This is a genomic window from Corynebacterium sp. 122RC1 (genome assembly GCF_024580955.1).
Taxonomy (GTDB): domain Bacteria; phylum Actinomycetota; class Actinomycetes; order Mycobacteriales; family Mycobacteriaceae; genus Corynebacterium; species Corynebacterium kozikiae.
Window position 1 is genome coordinate 1 of sequence record NZ_JANIKD010000005.1, and the last position, 16,582, is coordinate 16,582.

Genomic DNA, 16,582 nt, shown 5'->3' on the forward strand with positions numbered 1-16,582 from the left:
GGCGGGGCGGAGGGGGGAGGTGGTGCTACTTCCAGGCGTTGCCTAGGATGTCCAGTCCGTGCAGCGCCTTGTCCCAATTTGGGCTGCGCAGGGACACGATGAGCTCATCCGCGTTGACCATAGCTGCAAACCGCTCGAGGTACTCCGCCACGTCCGGAGCCGTTCCGATGGCGGTGTAGTTCAGCATGGAAATGATCTGCTGGCCTGCGTAGGAATCCACCAGGTGATCGAGTTGTTCCTCGGTCATCTCCCGGCCACGCCCAGCCATGGACTTCACTGATGCGCGTGCCACCTGGGTGAAGTCCTCCTGCGCTTGCTCCATCGTGTCAGCAGCCGTCACGTTCACCGCGGCAATGAAGTAGGGCTCGGACAATGCCTCTGAAGGGGTGAATTCCTCCCGGTACACCTTGGCAGCGTGCTCCAAGTGTGTGGGGGCAAAGTGGGAGGCAAAGGCGTAGGGCAATCCCAACTTGGCGGCAAGGGTGGCACCAAACAGGGAGGAGCCGAGGATATACAGTGGCACGTTGGTGCCTGCTCCAGGAACTGCCTGCACGCCGGGGATGGGGGAGTTTCCGGCGAGGAACTGCTGCAGTTCCACTACGTCTTGGGGGAAGGAGTCAGCCGCGCGAGGGTCGCGGCGCAGCGCGCGGCCCAAGGTGGTCTGGTCAGTACCGGGGGCACGGCCAAGGCCTAGGTCAATACGCCCTGGGTACAGCTCCGCCAGGGTGCCAAACTGTTCGGCGATGGTATAGGGCGCGTGGTTGGGCAGCATCACGCCACCGGAGCCCAGGCGAATTGTGGAGGTATGCGCTCCTACGTGGGAAATGAGCACTGCCGGTGCGGATGAGGAAATCCTGGGCATGTTGTGGTGTTCGGCGTACCAGACTCGGGAGAATCCGAGCGCTTCGGCGTTTTGGGCAAGTTGCACTGAACGCTTGAAGCTTTGTGCTGGGGCTTCACCTTCATACACAAACGCCAAGTCCAGGATGGAAAGGGTCAAAGGGCTGCCTTGGGGCTTTGGGAGTGCTGCGTGATCGCTCATTGCACTGCCTCCTTGATTTGCTGGACTGCTTGCTCAAGGATTTCCCGGCTGGTGGCAAAGTTTAGGCGTGCACAGTGGGAGAACTCAGGGCCAAACCAGGAGCCGTCGTTGAGCATCACCTTGGCATGCTTGAGCAGGAACTCGGATGGGGCGGCGGCGAGTTCGGCGTTGTGGGCGTTGGTGAAGTCGAGCCACATGAGGAACGTTGCTTCGGGGGCCACAACCTCAATGCCTGGGACAGCATTTGGGAGTGCTTCCAGAAGGTAGTCTCTATTGGATTTGAGGTAAGCAATTTCTTTGTCCAGGAAGTCCTCGCCATCGCGGTATGCAGCCTCTGCAGCAACCAAACCAAGGGTGGATACACCGTCCTTGTGCACGGCGCTGAGGTTGTTCCACACCTTCACGTCCTCGGGGTTGCTGAAAATCATCTGAGCGCACTTCAACCCGGCGGTGTTCCAGGCCTTTGAGGTAGCGGTGACGGTAATGCAGACTTCTGCGGCTAGTGGGCTCACTCCGGCGGCAACCACGTGGCTTCCATCCAGCACCAATGGGGCATGGATTTCATCCACAATCACGCGGGCGTGGTACTTTGCGGCGATCTCCACGAGCTCACGCAGCCACTGCTCGGAAAACGCCAAGCCCAAAGGGTTGAAGGGGCTGGCCAGGATGATTGAGCGCGCGCCGTCGGCAAAGCCTTGCTCGATTTCCTCCAATGAGAGCCCGCTTGCGCCACTTTCAGAACCCGTGGCGTTGATAAAGATGCCTTCACGCTCAGCGGCAGCGAGTGTTTGGAAGAACGGCGGGTATGCGGGGATAGGCACGATTACCGGGGAACCCGCTGGTGTGTAGTGTTCCACGGCTAGGTAGACACCGCGCACTACGTCTGGCAGCGGGAAAATCCACTCGGGCTTGGCCTGGAAGCCGTACCTACGCTGGTAAAACGCCGCTGCCTCCGCGGTCATCAGGGAACCATCCGGCGGATAACCAAAGGATTCCCGTTCCACCGCGCCGCGCACCGCCTTTAGCACGGCGGGGCAGGTGGAGAAATCGGACTCGGCTACCCACAACGGCAGTACGTCGTCTGGGTAGCGCGTCCACTTCATGGTGTTGCGATTTTTTAGCTCTGCAAGTGAAGGAAATTCCATGACCCACACCATACGCGCACCCTAGGACACGCCGCCCGAATCATTCGAAAACCGCAGACCAAATAGGTTTTCCGGGTGGAAATACAAAGCGGCGCACACCGCCGAATGAGCAGGGGTTTAAAGCCCGGAGAAACCAAAGCGCTTGAGCTGCTCTTTGCTTGCTTCGTTGGCGTCACGGGTCAATGCCAGGAGTTCAGAGTAGATGCCACCGGAAACCGCCAGCTCGGCAGGGGAGCCAATCTCATCCACATGACCGTCCTTGAGGGTAATGATCTTGTCTACCCCGGCGATGGTGGAAAGACGGTGGGCAATGATCACCGTGGTGCGCCCGTGCATGAGCAGTTCCAGACCTTCCTGAACTGCGATTTCTGCCTTGGTGTCCAATGCGGAGGTGGCCTCGTCAAGGATCAGTACCGGGGCGTCTTTGAGCATGGCGCGGGCAACCGCAATCCGCTGCTTTTGGCCGCCGGAAAGCCGCAGGCCGCGTTCGCCAATGAGGGTGTCGTAACCGTCCTGGAATTGGGAGATGAACTCGTGAGCGTTGGCGCGTTTTGCCACCTCAATGACCTGTTCTTCGGTGGCGTCCGGGATGGCGTAGGCAATGTTTTCGCGGATCGTGCCGGAAAATAGGCTGGCCTCCTGGAACACCACGCCCACCGAGGCGCGCAGGGCCTCCGCGGAAACCTCAGCCACGTTGTGGCCGCACACTTCAAGCACGCCACCCTGTGGCTGGTAGAGGCCCAAAAGGAGGTTCACAATTGTGGATTTGCCGCCGCCGGACTCGCCAACCAACGCGATCTTTTCGCCTTCCTTGGCGTGGAAGGTGACGTTGTGAAGCACCTGCTCACCGGCATCGTAGGCAAAGTCCACCGATTGGAAACTGAGCATATTTTTGCCTGCAACCGGAACCAGCGGGGTGGCAGGGGTGAGATCCAGCGTGGGCACGTCGGAAGCCGTGGTTGCCGCAGCAATTTGGGGGTTGACCGTTGCCTCAAGCTCCTTGTCCATGATCTCGAAGTAGTCTTTAGAACCTGCGATGGCGCGTTGGGAGGTGTCTACTACCCAGCTCATCATGGTCATTGGCATGCGTGCCATGTTCACCAGTTGGATAAGCAGCACCATGTCGCCCAGCGTGAAGAAGCCGTGCAGCGTGCGGTAGAAGAGCATCAGGTAGATGCCAAAGAAAATGAGGTCCATGGTGCCGCCGCGCAGCACGTCCATGAAGTGCCAGAAGCGGGACTGTTCGCGGGTAAACACAACGGTGTCACCGAACCGGCGGCCGAAAGTGCTGAGCTCGCGGATCTCGGCAACGAAACTCTTGACAACCTTGACCTGCCCAATCACCTCCGCGAAGCGGCCACCAGCGAGGTCAATTTGTTCATTCTTTTTGCCCTCAATGCGCTGCCACTTTTTGCTGGTGATCGCGGTGAGCCACATGTAAATCGGGATGATTACCGCGAGCAGGATCGCCAGCGGCCAGTAGTACCACGCGGAGATGCTCAGGACGGCGATGACCGTGACGATCATTGGGAAGAAGTTGTTGGAAAGCGCCTGCATAGCCTGGGTGATAGAGGTGATTGAACGATCCAGACGCGCGATGATTGTGCCCGTCACCTGCGTATCAAAATAGCGCTGTGGCATCCCAAGGAGCTTGGCAAAATAGCGCGTGGAAAGCATTTGGCGCAGGCGCGCTGCCATGACGTCGCCGATATACCCACCCACGTTGTGAAGCACGGTATTGCCCAGTTGTGCCGCGAGCAGCAGCAATGCCAGGAACACAACGTGCCCGGAAACCTCCTCTACCGAGCGTTCGCCAGTGACAGCGGCCACGATGGAATCGGTTGCATCCTTCAAAATAAACGGCGTGACCAGGGCAAGGCCCGCCACAAGGACAGCGGAAACGACGACGCCAAGGTAGTAGGGCCACAGCGTTGCAGCGCTGCGCAAGATCTTTCCGAGGGCTTTCATGAACAATCGAGCTTTCAATAATGTTGCCAAGGGTTGGATGCTGCGTATTACGGCATGCGCTGTAGGTGACGCGGCGCCCAAGCGGCGGCTTGTGTGGAGTTGGGCGAGTGTGCTGCTTGGCTGCTTCTGATTGCGCTCCTTCTGCGCGGCGCAGGTAGTCCCGCACTCCCGAGACCACCTTTCACTGTGCGGCCTTGGGGGCGTCGGAAATGCAAGCGTTGCAACGTCTGGTTGTGCCGTTTTTCGATGCCGCGGCCAAGCGGACTAAACTTACAGTAACTATGCCCTTGTTGGGTATTTCCAACGATTTGAGGAATCTCACCACATGCGCTTTGCTCGACTTTCGTCACAGATGACCGCCCTGGTTGCCGCTGCCGCGCTGGCCACAACCACTTTGAGCGCGTGTTCCCAGGAGGACCCGGCGGTGGCCGAGCTCAGCGTGGCCCCGACCACCACCGATGCGCCGGCGTTCCAGGCCAAAGAGGTGGACACCATCACCGCCCCGAGCCTCACTGAACGGGTCAAAGACGAGGGCCTCAACGTGGAGTACGAGCTGCAAGGCGCAGGCTACAACAACGAGGGCGGCGGCAGCGTAATTTACGTGCTGGTGCACAACCTCAACGAGGTCGCCCTGCCTACCGACGCCATCACTACCTCCCTCAGAGTGAGCGGCACTGAAGTTTCCCCAATAGACGCGGGCACGATTCCGCTGGACCTGCCGCTCGGCCCCCTGGCCTCCACGAACCTGCAGTTCGCTTTTGACACCTCCACTGGCAACCTATGGGACGCCACCTTCCGAATTGGCAACGTAGAGTTCAACGGCAATCTAAACAACGTTTAAATTCTTGTAAACGCCCAGTTAAACGGTACTTTTTGGTGCTACCCCCGGTGCTGGGGTGGCTTGTACATTTTGTTGTGCGTAGAGGCAGTTAGCATTCTTGCTGGTTGCCGGTTATTTTCGGGTTGCGTTGAAGGTTATGCAAACCTTTGTGGCGGCGGGGGAGTGAAAAATTTTTCTCCTTCATGGAACCGCGTGGGGGACTTCAACCGTCTAATAATTTGTGTACGGCTTGCCGCGCAGGCAACGAGGACACACAACGCAGCGGGCTTTCACGCAACCCGGAAACCACCTCATTCCCGGGCTTGCGACGGCCGGAAATCCCCTCTCCCACCACGAGCAGGGTTTGTCCGCCAGGCTGAATCATCCCAACAAGTATGGGTGTTGGGGTGCGAAAAGGCGCTACAGGGTGGCCTGACGTGAGGGGCAGCGGGGGTGTGCGTTCACGCGTCGCGCCGCTGCAGAAAGGGCTCGTAGCCTGCGAACATGCCGGAGCGCCCGCAAGGGTGCATCCCTCGGGGGCATGCGGTTGGCATCAGGTTTTCACATCCCTTGGTGCCAGCCAGCATGCTCCATACGGGATACACAACCGCAATCGTGAAGGGAAACCTCAACATGAACCAGGGGCCAAAACTCAGCGACATCAGCACCGAGCACGCGCTCACCCGCGCGCAACTTCCCGACGAGCCCAGCACCCACCCCGCAACGCAGGGCGCGCCTGCTGGGGTGAGCAGGGGAGCGTGCGATGGGGTTGTTGGGTTGGTTGGTTTGATGCTGCATTGGATTGGGGTGCTGGAAGGGATTGGGGCCCGGGCAAAGAGCTGGGCGGGCGCTGGGGGCGGCGCCAGGAATGGAAATGAGAAGATAGCCACACTGTATCGGGGAGATTTGAATCGGGGGATGTTGAACGGGGCCACCTCGAGTGGAGCCACACTGTATACAAACGCTAGCCACGGGGGAATACAAACAGGAGATGCTGCAAGCGGAGCTGGGTTGAACGTTGGGCCGAGTTGGGGACTGGGGATGGTGCCAACGATGATGAAGGGTGCGGTAGCCGGGATTGTTGCGGTAACAATCGCAGCATGTTCACCGGGGCAAACGGCACTTATGGGAGCGGCCGACGTATTGACGGAAAAGTCGGCCAGCAACGAACAAGGCCAAGTAGGGGAATCAGGGCTAGCGGGCGAGGACCAACAATCGGGGCAAAACCAGGGGGGAAACGCGGGGTCTGGCAACGAAACGTCTGGCGTTGGGGTGGACTTCGATCCAAACGACCCAGACTTCGACTTCTTCGACCCCTGCGACGGCACAACGCCGGAACAAAAAATCGCGATGGGGTTGCCGGGGGAATATGAATACGCGAATGTTGACCTTGAGAATTTCTATTCTCAATGTGATTTCCAAATCCGTTTGGAAAATGGCGACCCTGCAACGGTTTGGTTGATTTCTGCAACGAACTCAATTGATGATATCCGGGAAAACATTACGGTTATTGATGAATCCCCAGAGTCAAAGTTGAATGGAGTTATTTGGTATTCGGTGGGGCATGGAGCCACTGAACATTGCGTTGCATCGGTTAACACAACAAGAGGTCGCGTTCAAGCCACTTATTTATCGATATTTGACGAAAGGGGAATTAACTATATTTGCGCTGAAGCTCAAAAATATCTAGAAGATTTGACTCAACTAATTTACTAGTAAGCCATAACAAGGGGGAGAATATGGATATTAGCTTTGAACTTGGGAAGGCAAAGGAGATCCTGCAGCTTCTGAGAGAAGAAGCAAATTCAGTTTCGACGTTTGAAGTCGATGGTCTTCTGAAATCAATCAACGGTTCGATTTCGATGAACACAGGTATTTCCAAATGGGGCGCTGCACAGAGCATGGTCCTCTATGGAGGTTCTGGTTCTGCCAGCGCAATATCAAAATCACTAAGTGAACAAACTAAGTGGCTCTCCGAGGCCTTCGGCGCGAGCCTTGCCGCGCTCACGGGGCAGAATGAGTTTATGCGCCGGGGCATGGACATCGCTGACGAGGGCGGTTCGGTGGGCCATGAAGAGGTGTCGTTTCCTACTCGCCCGGCTGCTCACACTGAGAACTTTGAGTTCCGTACCCCTGAGCACTGGCCTGCGGTGACGTTGGCCCAGCTTGTGCGAGAAATCAACACCACGGATATGGGGCAGATCAGCGCCGCCACCACCACTTGGAACAATCTTTCACAGCGAGCAGAAAATGTGTCGGCGCGCTTGAACGAGCTAGCCGGCAGCATCGCGAGCTCAACGTCGGGTGACGTCTTCGAGATTGCCACCGAGCGAGTCCAAGAAGTTGCTCGCTCCCTGGATTCCTTCTCTCAGCGCAGCAAGATGATGGCGGCAAATCTGCAGCAAGGCCAGGCGACAATCCAAGCGCTGCAATCCCACGCCAACGCCGTGCAGGCCTACGTGAACTCGATCATCGACCCCATCGCGAAAGTCAGCGCAGAACGCGCAGCAACTCAATCATTGAACGCAGTGTTCACCAGCACCATCCCCACCATGGTGCCCACCATCAACAACTTGGTCACGGTAGAGGGCGCAGGTGCCTCCGCCGGTGGCGGCGGGGGATCGGTCACCGTGGGTATGGACAGCATCGCAGGCACCGAGGGAACTAAGGCCAAAGCCCTCGGCGCCCAAGCTGGTGGGACCACTTCGCCCGCTGTGGCGGCGGCAACGTCGGCAAGCTCCCCGGAGGCGGCGGTGGCGCAGGCTCGAAACATCGCCACGAACGCCGCGCAGTTCATGGGTCCATCCGGTGTGGGGGGCTTAGGCTCCCTGCCGGGCTTTGGCGGCTTGGGCATGCTCGGCAACATTGGGCAGCTCACCTCTCCGGCGGGGTTGCAAGGCGGCCTGCCGGCAGGCGGCGCTACATTCACCCTCGGCAATTTCAAACCTGGCGCCCTCAACCCGGGTGGGCTCACCTCGGGCACCATTACATCCGGACCTCGATTCAACGGTGCGAACACCGGTCTTCGCACCCCGCAGTTGGGCGGAACGGCAACCGCGGCAGGTGCCTCGACGGCCGCCTCGCTCCCCAAGGGCTCCGCACTTTCCGGTGGTCTCGCGAAAACACCCGCCCTGAATGGCATTTCTGGAGTTGGCAATTCAGGCATGGGCTCCGCAGTGGGCGCCGGCATGATGCCTGGCATCGGTGCAGGTCCAGGCGTTACTGGTGCCGTTGGGTCTGGCGGGATCGGCGGGATCGGCAGTGCTGGTGGAAAATCAGGTGGCCTTGGGAAGGCTGCTGGTGCAGGTGGATTTGGTGGCGTCGGAAAGGGAATCCCCGGCAATGCCGTTGGGGCCGCTCCGATGGCCGCCGCCCCCATGGCGCACGCAAAGGGTGCCGACGCGCGCCCGGCTGGTCGCGGGGCAATGATGATGGGCGGGGCTCCGATGGCAGGCGCCGCGGGGCAGCAATCCAAGCAAGGCAAAGTGAAGAGTGTGACTAGCCCTGCTGAGCGGGAGGGGAATGTCGCGGCTTTGCTGGGCGAACGGCCATCGGTGGTTCCCGGCGTGATTGGGGCGTGGGTTCGGCAGGGATAACCAAAGCCGTTAAGCTAGGTGGCTATGGCCCAAGAACCTGAACTGGTAGTGCTCGTTGACGAACACGGCACCCCCACCGGGGTAGCAGAGAAGGCAACCGTGCATACGGAAAATACCCCGTTGCACCTTGCCTTTTCCTGCTACCTCCGCAATGCGCAGGGCGAGATACTGCTTACCCGGCGTGCCTTGGGCAAACTCACCTGGCCTGGCGTCTGGACGAACTCCGCGTGCGGGCACCTCGCCCCGGAGGAAACTGCTTATCAGGCACTGCGTAGAAGGGTGCCCCATGAACTGGGGATTGCCGTGGAGGCACTCACTGATGTTTGCGAAATCCTGCCCCACTTCTCCTACCGGGCCGTGGATTCCAAGGGAATTGTGGAGTGGGAGCTCTGCCCAGTGTTTGTGGCGCAGCTTTCGGGCCAGGAAATTTCACCGCGTGCCGACGAAGTTGAGGAACACGCTTGGGTAGGCCCAAGCCAGCTCCTCGCCGCCATAGACGCCGCCCCATTTGCGTTTTCCCCGTGGATGGTGGAACAGCTCAGCCACCCCGAGCTGCGCGAAGTGCTACTCGAACACAAATCGAGCGGTGTCTAGCGGCACCTGAACCCAGGCGGGGCGGTGGCGGGCCTCGTAGGAAACTTCGTAGGCAAATCGCAGGGCGATCATAGCCTTGAGCTGGGGATTATCGGGGGAGACGCCATAGGCGGTGCACAGCGCCTCCGGCGCCTCAAGGCCGGCGTAGTGGAAACTGCGGACCAGCCCTGCCAGGTCATACAACGCACTGGCCATGCCCACCGGTGCGCCGGGCTCGCCTTCAAAGTCCAGGAATACTACTCCTTCTTGCGTCTTAGCGAGCAGCACCTGACCCAGGTGGAGATCGCCGTGAATCCGCTGGGCAGGGGACTTGCTGGACAGCGCGTTGATGGCCTGTTCCACCTTGGCTGCATAAGGGGCGAGGAGGCCCTGGCGTCCACCTGTGGACTGCACAAATGCGTCCAAATCCGCCCGCGCCTTGGCCTGGAGGTCCAGGGTTGTAGTGCCGAATGCCTGCGCCAACTCGCCGTGCAGGTGCGCCAGCGCAGCACCGATGTTTCCAGCGGCCGCGACTACCCGCTCGGGCTGCTCGGTGACGGTCCTCCAAGCGTCCTGCGCTCTGGCGATTCGCCTGGTCACGGCGGCAATCGTGAAATCTTGGTAGGTGACATAACCCAGCATCTCCGCTACGTGCCGGGTACATGCGCTTGGCAGCTCCACGTCAGGGTGGGCGCCGCGCGGGCTGGTGCGGAAGAACTTCCACATCGCATCCCCAGTGATCGCCGTGGCGTTGGTTTGCTCCCCGGAAAGGGCCGTGACCTGCGGGGTAGAGGAGAGGTTTCCATGGGTATGGAACCTGTATTCGCCGTAGCGGCCAGCGAGGCAGGCTGCGATCATGGTGGACAGGGTGACGTCGGTACGCATGACATCCCTAGCTTGGGCGTCGCGGACGCGTTGCTGGAGTAGGTCGCCGTCGATTGTGAGGTCCCAGGTGATCATGCGAAGGCTCCGTCTAGGTAGTCGAGGGCGCCAGATTTGAGGGTGACGGCGCCGGCTTCGGGCGCCTCGGTTGCGATGGAAAGAGCCTGCCGGTGCTGCTGATAGCGTGGCCACGAAGGGGTGTTTCCACACGCGAAGTCCACTGCCAAACCGTGCGCACGCTGTACCAACGCTTCCGGCGGGTTGGGGATCACCTCGATCTTGCCGGGCTGCACAAACGCTGCAGAATCGAACACCAGGGGAATGTCCACGCAATGGAAGGCGTTACCGCCCTCGTACTGCGCCACCCACACGTCGGGGTTCGCACCCAGCGCCGCCCTGGCCACTGTGCTGCGGATGAACGCATCGCCAACAACATTTGCCGCCATATGTCCGCCATTTGCCTCCACATAATCCACATACTTGCTGGTAGCGCCATACATTTTGGCAATTTGACGCCGCCCAAACGCGCTGCGCCCAAACCGCGACGCATCCACCTTCTTCCCCCGCGGCGCGTGCCAAAACTCAGCCGACGTAGACGTAAGCACCATATCCACCCGCGCCAAATCCTGCGGATCCAGCGGCGCCGGCCCAAACGGAATGCCGGAAAAGCGCAGCTTATGGTACCTTTCCAGGCCCCGCTGTAGCTTCGCAGGTTTGGCTTTGGCCAGGGCGCTGCGGGTCAATGGCATCCCCAAAGCAGCGCGTAACGACGTCTGGTGCGCCGCAACATGATCGCGCGGCAGTCCAGGGGACATCGCCCAAACGCGACGAAACATGCCGTCAAAGTGGTCCGCGCGCGAAAGCCACAGCACAATGCCGCCGCCCGCCGACTGCCCCATCAACGTCACATTCGTAGGATCCCCACCAAAATCCTCAATGTTGCGCTGAATCCACGCGAGCGCCAAATGCACATCATCCACCCCTCGGTAGTGATTCGGCAGGTCATCGCCGAACGGGAGGAAACCTGGCGCGGAGAGCCGATAGTCGATCGTGACCAACACAACCTGGTCTCGCGTGAAACCCGACCCATGGAACCAGCCTTCCGTCCTCGAGCCGGCAATAAACGCGCCCCCATGGACAAACGCGACCACTGGCAAATCATCGCCCGGCTGAGCATCAACGGGCATACTCACGCTGAGGTGCAGCTCCGTGGATCGGTTGGCGCTCGGATTCGGGGGCTGTGTGGCCTGGGTGGCTTGTGTGACTGTTGTGGCTAGTTGCGCGTTTTGGAAAGCGTTTTCCATGGTGGCGTACACAATTGGCGCAAAGAGTGCCATGTGCTCGGCCCTCGGATCCACCGTGCCAACCCACTGGCCCTTTTGCCCGCGGCGCAATTCTGAACTCATACCTTCCCAATCTAGTGCTCAATGCGCGCCGGGCGCGGTTGGTTGGTTTAGCGACGGTTTTCAGGACACCTTTTGTGCTTTCCTGCCTGGTTTACTGCGAAGGTGTCCTGGTTTCCGTTGTTGGTTGGTGCTGGGGCGCGGTTGATTGGTTCAGCGACGGTTTTCAGGACACCTTTGGTGTTTTCCTGCCTGGTTTGCTGCGAAGGTGTCCTGGTTTCCGTCGTGGAAGAGCGCCAAACCGGAGGGGTAGGATTCTTGCATGACGAAATCGCAGTTTCCCCTCCAAGGTGCATGGAATGGCTTTGCTGAGTTTTTGGCACAAGCTCCGCTATTTGTGCAGGCGCCGCTGCTGATTTTGGCGGCCTGTGTGGGATGTGGGGTGCTCGCTTTGGTGTGGCTACGGATTGTGGATCGGGTGGGCGTCGTTGTGCTGAAGGCCCTGGGTGCGATCGGCCTTGGTGAGGGTGTGGCGCCCCGCCCCCAGGGGAGCCAACAAGAAAACCCCCAAACCCCGTATGGGGTAGAGGGTTGAAGTTGGGGCTATTGTTAGACGGGCAATGCGTGAAGTTTAGGAAGGTATAACCATGGCTAACCCTGAGGAGCTGCGGAAGCGTGACCAGCAACTGCCCAAGCAGAGCCGTAAGTACCCGCAGTCGCGGGTGACTCAGGCCCTGTACTTGCTGATTCTCCTGGTTGTGGTGGCCTGGGTAATTTCGCTGGTCTAGCGCCCCAAGTCCCAAGTCCCAAGCCCCAAGTCCCAAACCCCAAGCCCCAAACCCTTACCGCTTGGCGGCCTCGGCGATGTCGCGGAACCAGGGGTGCGTGGGGAGGTCTTCGATGACCAGGGCTTTGCCTTCGTAGTCGGTAAGCGGGATGCACCAGTTGGGGTACTGATCCTTGGTGGTGCCGGGCTGGTTTTGGGCGCGGCGGTCGCCAACCATGTCAACGAGGGAGGCGCAGGTCAGGGCGGATGGGGTGCCGGCCACGAAGCGGTGGAGGCCTTCGATGAGGGTCTTGGTGTCGCCGCGTTCGTCGCGGGCGCGGCCCTGGAAGGAGTCGAAGCCGAAGGAGAATCCTGCGTCGCCGAACGCGCCTTCCTGACGCACCCGGTCTAGAACCTCAGCCTGCCATGCTGCATCCTGTTGTTCTTCCTCGGTGGCGTCGGTGGTGAGGATACCCAGGCGCTCGCGCAGGGTGATGTGCTCACCGGCCAGGAAACCCGCGGTGGGCGGCAGGTCATGGGTGGTCACGCTGGTCAGCGCCGCAGTGCGGTACTGGTGCTGGTGGCGTGCGCCTTCACCCTCTGGGTTGGCTTCAAACCAGAGGATGGAGGTACCCATGATGCCGCGCTGCGCCAGGAATTCTTGGACCCATGGCTCGAAGGTGCCCAGGTCCTCGCCGATCACTACGGCGCCTGCCCGCTCGGCCTCGAGCGCCAGGATGCCCACGAGCGCGTTGTGGTCGTAATTCACATAGGTACCGGTGGTTGGCAGTTGGGTGCGTGGGATCCAGTAGAGGCGGAAAAGGCCCAGGATGTGATCCACTCGGATGCCGCCTGAGTGGCGCAGGACGGTGCGCAGGAGGTCGCGCCATTGGACGTAGCCGGATTCGGCCAGTTTGTCTGGGTGCCATGGAGGCTGGGACCAGTCTTGGCCTTGTTGGTTGTAGTTGTCCGGTGGGGCGCCCACGGAGGAGGTTGGGGCGAGGACAGGGGCGTTGTTGTGGGCGTCGGCACCTGCGGGGTGCACGCCTACGGCGAGGTCGGCCATGATGCCGATCCGCATGCCTGCGTCCTTGGCGGCGGATTGTGCGGCGGCGAGCTGCTGGTCGCAGATCCATTGCAGCCACATGTAGAATTCTGCGAGGTCTTGTGGGTCTTCCACGATGGCGTGGTCACCTACGGAGGCCTGCTGCGCAGATTCCTGGGTGGCGCACCACATGGCAAAATCAGCCAAGCCTTGGCCTTCGCGGGCGATGTAGTCCTGGAAGTCCTGCTCGCGGGCTGGCTCGCGGCCGGCGGCGTAGATTTCGCGGAGTACTTGAAGCTTTGCGGCGTAGATGGGGTTGCGGTCGATCTCTTCGGCCTCGCGGTTGAGGGCGGTGAACTCGGCGGCAATGTCAAAGACGTCTTCGCGCAGGTCTTCGCTCAGTGCTTCGAGTTCCGGAATGTCCTCAACGCGGATGTAGAGCGGGTTTGTGAACCGGCGGCTGGTGGGTAGGTACGGGGAGTCCTCCACAGGTGGGAAGGGTTCTGCGGCATGCATGGGGTTGACCAGGAGGAAGTCGCAGTGGGCGTCCTTTGCTGCCACGGTGGCCAGGTTGGCCATGTCGCGGAAGTCGCCGATGCCCCAGGAGTCGTTGGAGCGCACTGAATAAATCTGTGCCATCATGCCGGCCACGGGGGAGTTGATGAGTGCGTCGGTGGTGCTCAAGCGCGCTGGGGTGTTCACAAAGGTGCAGCTTGAGGTGAGGTTGGGGGAGGTCAAGGTGAGGGTGTGCCAGCCGAGCGGCGTGTCGCCCGGGATGCGGAAGGTTGCTTCGCCCCAGGTCACGCCGTCGATCTTGCGCGGCTGCGTCCAGTTTTCCACCTGCTCGGGGTTAAGCACGGCGCCGTCTTCCAGGGTGACCACCAGTTCGGCTGGCTGCCCGTCGTGCACGTGCACATTCACATAGGTATCGGTGCCGGCCACACCCACGAGGGTGCGTGGGAGCGGGCGGGAAAACTCCTCTTCTTCGCGGCGGGTGATCGCCCGTTGAATCTGCTCTTCGCTGGGCATGGGGGCGTCGATAGGCAAGAATTCTGGCTGCTCAGGCGCCTGATCTTCATTGCCGAACCGCACGCCGAGGGAGCGCAGGGTTTTCACCAGGGTGTCTTCGCTGACTTCAACGGTCTTGCCGCCGAACCCTTGGTAGGACGTTGTGACTGCGTATGAGGCGGCCAATTGCCGCAGCGTATCAATGTAACCCACGTTGGACATTGTGCCATCTAGGCACGGTTTTCACGTAACAAAGCCCTCAAGATAAACCTCACATTCACGCGTCCCGACGCCCCCAACGCCGCACTCCGGCCACGCCCGCTGGGGAAGTTACGGTCCCGAAAGCAGCCATGTGTCGGACCGAGACGGTAAATTGGGCAGGCAACAGCACCGTGACTGCACCCGTGATTGGGCAGGCAGGAACGAATAAAGACTTTGGAAGGGGAATCCAATGCAAGAAGTTGCAACGCCAGCGAAGTTCACCATCGGTGAGCATGACACCTGCCTCACCGCCATGCTTGGCTCCGCGAAGGCCCGCCCTTTCGGCGTGGTGTTTACCCGCCCGCAAAACTATGAGTGGATCAACGTCACCGCAGCGGAGTTTGTGGCGGAAGTGTATGAGGTAGCAAAGGGCTTCATCAACGCTGGTGTGCAGCAAGGCGATCGCATTGCCCTGTTGAGCGCAACGCGCTACGAGTGGTCCCTGCTGGACTTTGCTATCTGGGCCGCGGGCGCCGTGTCCGTGCCCATTTATGATTCCTCCTCGCTGTCCCAGATCGAGTGGATCATTGAGGATTCCGGGGCGGTGTTCGCGGTCACGGAAAAGCCCGAGCACACCGAGCTGATGCGCCACCTCGTGCTCGGCGAGGACGGCAAGCCAGCGCTCAGCGGCTCTTCTTCCCAGTTGCGCCGCATCCTGGAGATCAACTCCTCCGCGATTGAAACCCTGCGCTTTGAAGGCCGGCCAGTAGATGATGCCGAGGTGGACCGCCGCATTGCCGCCACAAAGTCATCTGACCTCGCCTCCTTGGTGTACACCTCCGGCACCACGGGCCGCCCTAAGGGCTGCCGCCTGACCCACCACAACTGGTTGGCCGAGGTCATGGGCTTGCTTACCAATGAGATCGGTGGCGTGGCCCGCCCCGGCAACCGCGTGCTCACCTTCCTGCCGCTTGCCCACGTTCTGGCCCGTGCGGTGTCCCTGGCCTGCGTGATTGCGGGCGCTACGCAGTCGCACTGGTCTGATTTCTCCACGCTGGTCCTGCAGTTCCAGCGCGCGCAACCACATCTCATCCTGGGCGTGCCGCGCGTGTTTGAGAAGGTGCGCAACGGCGTTGCCGCCAACGCGGCAGAGGGCGGTCCCGTAAAGGCTGCCATGTTCGCTGCCGCGGAAAAGGTGGCGGTGGAATACTCTCGAGCTCTGGATACCGCCGAGGGCCCTAACCGTGCACTGCGCGTGCGCCACAAGACCTTCGACCGCCTGGTGTACTCCAAGATTCGCTCCGCAATGGGCGGCGAGGTGGAATATTGCATCTCCGGTGGTTCCGCCATGAACCCCGATGTACTGCACTTCTTCCGCGGCATCGGCGTGCCGGTGTACGAAGGCTACGGTCTGACGGAAACCACCGCGGCAGTGTGTGTGGATTTCAGTAATCAGCGTATTGGTACCGTCGGCTTGCCTGTTGGCGGCAACGCGATTCGGATCAATGAAGATGGCGAGATCATGGTCCGCGGCGACGTGCTCTTTGACGGCTACTGGAACAATCCGGACGCCACCGCCTCCTCCATGTCCGAGGACGGTTGGTTCAATACCGGTGACCTCGGCGAACTGCTGGACACCGGCCACTTGGTGATCACGGGCCGCAAGAAGGACCTCATCGTGACCGCCGGCGGTAAGAACGTTTCCCCAGGTCCGATGGAGGATATGCTGCGCTCCCACCCGCTGATCAGCCAGGCGATGGTGGTGGGTGATGGCAAACCGTTCGTAGGCCTGCTGGTCACGCTGGACGAGGATGCACTAGTCCGCTGGCGCAGCGCCCACAACGTGCCGGAGGCGAAGAAGATCTCCGAGCTGACAAACGACCCAGTGCTGCGCGCGGAAATCCAAGACGCCGTGAATCAGGTCAACGCAACCGTTTCCCATTCTGAGGCGATCAAGAAGTTCTACGTCCTTGACCAGGACCTCACCGAGGAAGCGGACGAGCTCACGCCAACTATGAAGGTGAAGCGCAACGTGGTGACCCGCCGCTATTCGGACGCGATCGAGCAAATCTACAAGGGCAAGTAGTGAGAAAATACTTTCCTTGATTTTCGGCGGGGCGCGCTGTTATGAAGGGCGCCTTGCCGTACAGTCCCTAGCGGATTGTGAACACCCCTCATCACTACAACTTGGAA

Annotated in this window: 13 protein-coding genes; 7 read left to right on the plus strand and 6 right to left on the minus strand. The window is 60.4% G+C overall.

Annotated features, from left to right (window positions below; genetic code table 11):
• Positions 1–25: 25 nt before the first annotated feature.
• From NQ050_RS03555 to NQ050_RS03565, 3 genes are all read right to left on the minus strand, one after another.
• A complete protein-coding gene (locus NQ050_RS03555) occupies positions 26–1,042 on the minus strand; it encodes an LLM class flavin-dependent oxidoreductase (RefSeq protein WP_257037913.1) in 1,017 nt (338 codons plus the stop codon).
• Positions 1,039–2,187, minus strand: a complete 1,149-nt coding sequence (locus tag NQ050_RS03560) for a MalY/PatB family protein (protein WP_257037914.1) — start codon at positions 2,185–2,187, stop codon at positions 1,039–1,041. Before NQ050_RS03560 ends, NQ050_RS03555 begins: the two co-directional genes overlap by 4 nt.
• A 117-nt stretch (positions 2,188–2,304) precedes the next feature.
• On the minus strand, positions 2,305–4,155 hold the full coding sequence (locus NQ050_RS03565) for an ABC transporter ATP-binding protein (RefSeq protein ID WP_257037915.1): 1,851 nt from the start codon (positions 4,153–4,155) through the stop codon (positions 2,305–2,307).
• Between the two features lie 325 nt (positions 4,156–4,480).
• On the opposite strand from NQ050_RS03565, the gene NQ050_RS03570 reads away from it, so the two are divergent.
• The 4 genes from NQ050_RS03570 to idi all read left to right on the plus strand — a co-directional run bounded on the left by NQ050_RS03570 (position 4,481) and on the right by idi (position 9,165).
• Entirely contained in the window at positions 4,481–4,996 is a 516-nt protein-coding gene (locus NQ050_RS03570) for a hypothetical protein (protein WP_257037916.1), read from the plus strand.
• A 594-nt stretch (positions 4,997–5,590) separates the two neighbouring features.
• Positions 5,591–6,691, plus strand: coding sequence for a hypothetical protein (locus NQ050_RS03575; RefSeq protein WP_257037917.1), 1,101 nt, complete (start codon positions 5,591–5,593; stop codon positions 6,689–6,691).
• A gap of 308 nt (positions 6,692–6,999) precedes the next feature.
• On the plus strand, positions 7,000–8,571 hold the full coding sequence (locus tag NQ050_RS03580; protein WP_257037918.1) for a hypothetical protein: 1,572 nt from the start codon (positions 7,000–7,002) through the stop codon (positions 8,569–8,571).
• A gap of 24 nt (positions 8,572–8,595) precedes the next feature.
• Complete coding sequence (gene idi / locus NQ050_RS03585) at positions 8,596–9,165, plus strand: isopentenyl-diphosphate Delta-isomerase (RefSeq protein WP_257037919.1); 570 nt, start codon at positions 8,596–8,598, stop codon at positions 9,163–9,165.
• Here idi and NQ050_RS03590 read toward each other — a convergent pair.
• Together NQ050_RS03590 and NQ050_RS03595 are read right to left on the minus strand one after the other, a co-directional pair.
• Positions 9,136–10,104: a phosphotransferase gene (locus NQ050_RS03590; RefSeq protein ID WP_257037920.1), complete on the minus strand. Its 969-nt coding sequence runs from the start codon at positions 10,102–10,104 to the stop codon at positions 9,136–9,138. The two genes, idi and NQ050_RS03590, sit on opposite strands and share 30 nt — an antisense overlap.
• Positions 10,101–11,432 (minus strand): carboxylesterase family protein, encoded by a 1,332-nt coding sequence (locus NQ050_RS03595; RefSeq protein WP_257037921.1) that lies wholly within the window; start codon positions 11,430–11,432, stop codon positions 10,101–10,103. Before NQ050_RS03595 ends, NQ050_RS03590 begins: the two co-directional genes overlap by 4 nt.
• Before the next feature lie 259 nt (positions 11,433–11,691).
• Here NQ050_RS03595 and NQ050_RS03600 point away from each other — a divergent pair, with 259 nt between their 5' ends.
• Positions 11,692–11,964 carry a hypothetical protein gene (locus tag NQ050_RS03600; protein ID WP_257037922.1) on the plus strand — a complete coding sequence of 91 codons (273 nt, stop codon included), beginning with the start codon at positions 11,692–11,694 and terminating at the stop codon, positions 11,962–11,964.
• Between the two features lie 52 nt (positions 11,965–12,016).
• The gene (locus NQ050_RS03605) at positions 12,017–12,157 is read left to right on the plus strand and encodes a hypothetical protein (RefSeq protein WP_257037923.1); all 141 of its coding nucleotides are present in this window, start codon (positions 12,017–12,019) and stop codon (positions 12,155–12,157) included.
• 54 nt (positions 12,158–12,211) lie between these two features.
• Here NQ050_RS03605 and malQ read toward each other — a convergent pair whose 3' ends face one another.
• On the minus strand, positions 12,212–14,401 hold the full coding sequence (gene malQ, locus NQ050_RS03610) for a 4-alpha-glucanotransferase (protein WP_257037924.1): 2,190 nt from the start codon (positions 14,399–14,401) through the stop codon (positions 12,212–12,214).
• A gap of 238 nt (positions 14,402–14,639) precedes the next feature.
• Between malQ and NQ050_RS03615 the strand changes: the two genes are divergently transcribed.
• Entirely contained in the window at positions 14,640–16,475 is a 1,836-nt protein-coding gene (locus tag NQ050_RS03615) for a long-chain fatty acid--CoA ligase (protein WP_257037925.1), read from the plus strand.
• The last annotated feature ends 107 nt before the right edge of the window (positions 16,476–16,582 follow it).

What these genes read in the sequence shown, in the direction of transcription:
- NQ050_RS03555 (WP_257037913.1), bottom strand. Translation starts at nt 1,042, where the DNA reads ATGAGCGATCACGCAGCACTCCCAAAGCCCCAAGGCAGCCCTTTGACC.
- NQ050_RS03560 (WP_257037914.1), bottom strand. Translation starts at nt 2,187, where the DNA reads ATGGAATTTCCTTCACTTGCAGAGCTAAAAAATCGCAACACCATGAAG.
- NQ050_RS03565 (WP_257037915.1), bottom strand. Translation starts at nt 4,155, where the DNA reads ATGAAAGCCCTCGGAAAGATCTTGCGCAGCGCTGCAACGCTGTGGCCC.
- NQ050_RS03570 (WP_257037916.1), top strand. Translation starts at nt 4,481, where the DNA reads ATGCGCTTTGCTCGACTTTCGTCACAGATGACCGCCCTGGTTGCCGCT.
- NQ050_RS03580 (WP_257037918.1), top strand. Translation starts at nt 7,000, where the DNA reads ATGCGCCGGGGCATGGACATCGCTGACGAGGGCGGTTCGGTGGGCCAT.
- idi (WP_257037919.1), top strand. Translation starts at nt 8,596, where the DNA reads ATGGCCCAAGAACCTGAACTGGTAGTGCTCGTTGACGAACACGGCACC.
- NQ050_RS03590 (WP_257037920.1), bottom strand. Translation starts at nt 10,104, where the DNA reads ATGATCACCTGGGACCTCACAATCGACGGCGACCTACTCCAGCAACGC.
- NQ050_RS03595 (WP_257037921.1), bottom strand. Translation starts at nt 11,432, where the DNA reads ATGAGTTCAGAATTGCGCCGCGGGCAAAAGGGCCAGTGGGTTGGCACG.
- NQ050_RS03600 (WP_257037922.1), top strand. Translation starts at nt 11,692, where the DNA reads ATGACGAAATCGCAGTTTCCCCTCCAAGGTGCATGGAATGGCTTTGCT.
- NQ050_RS03605 (WP_257037923.1), top strand. Translation starts at nt 12,017, where the DNA reads ATGGCTAACCCTGAGGAGCTGCGGAAGCGTGACCAGCAACTGCCCAAG.
- NQ050_RS03615 (WP_257037925.1), top strand. Translation starts at nt 14,640, where the DNA reads ATGCAAGAAGTTGCAACGCCAGCGAAGTTCACCATCGGTGAGCATGAC.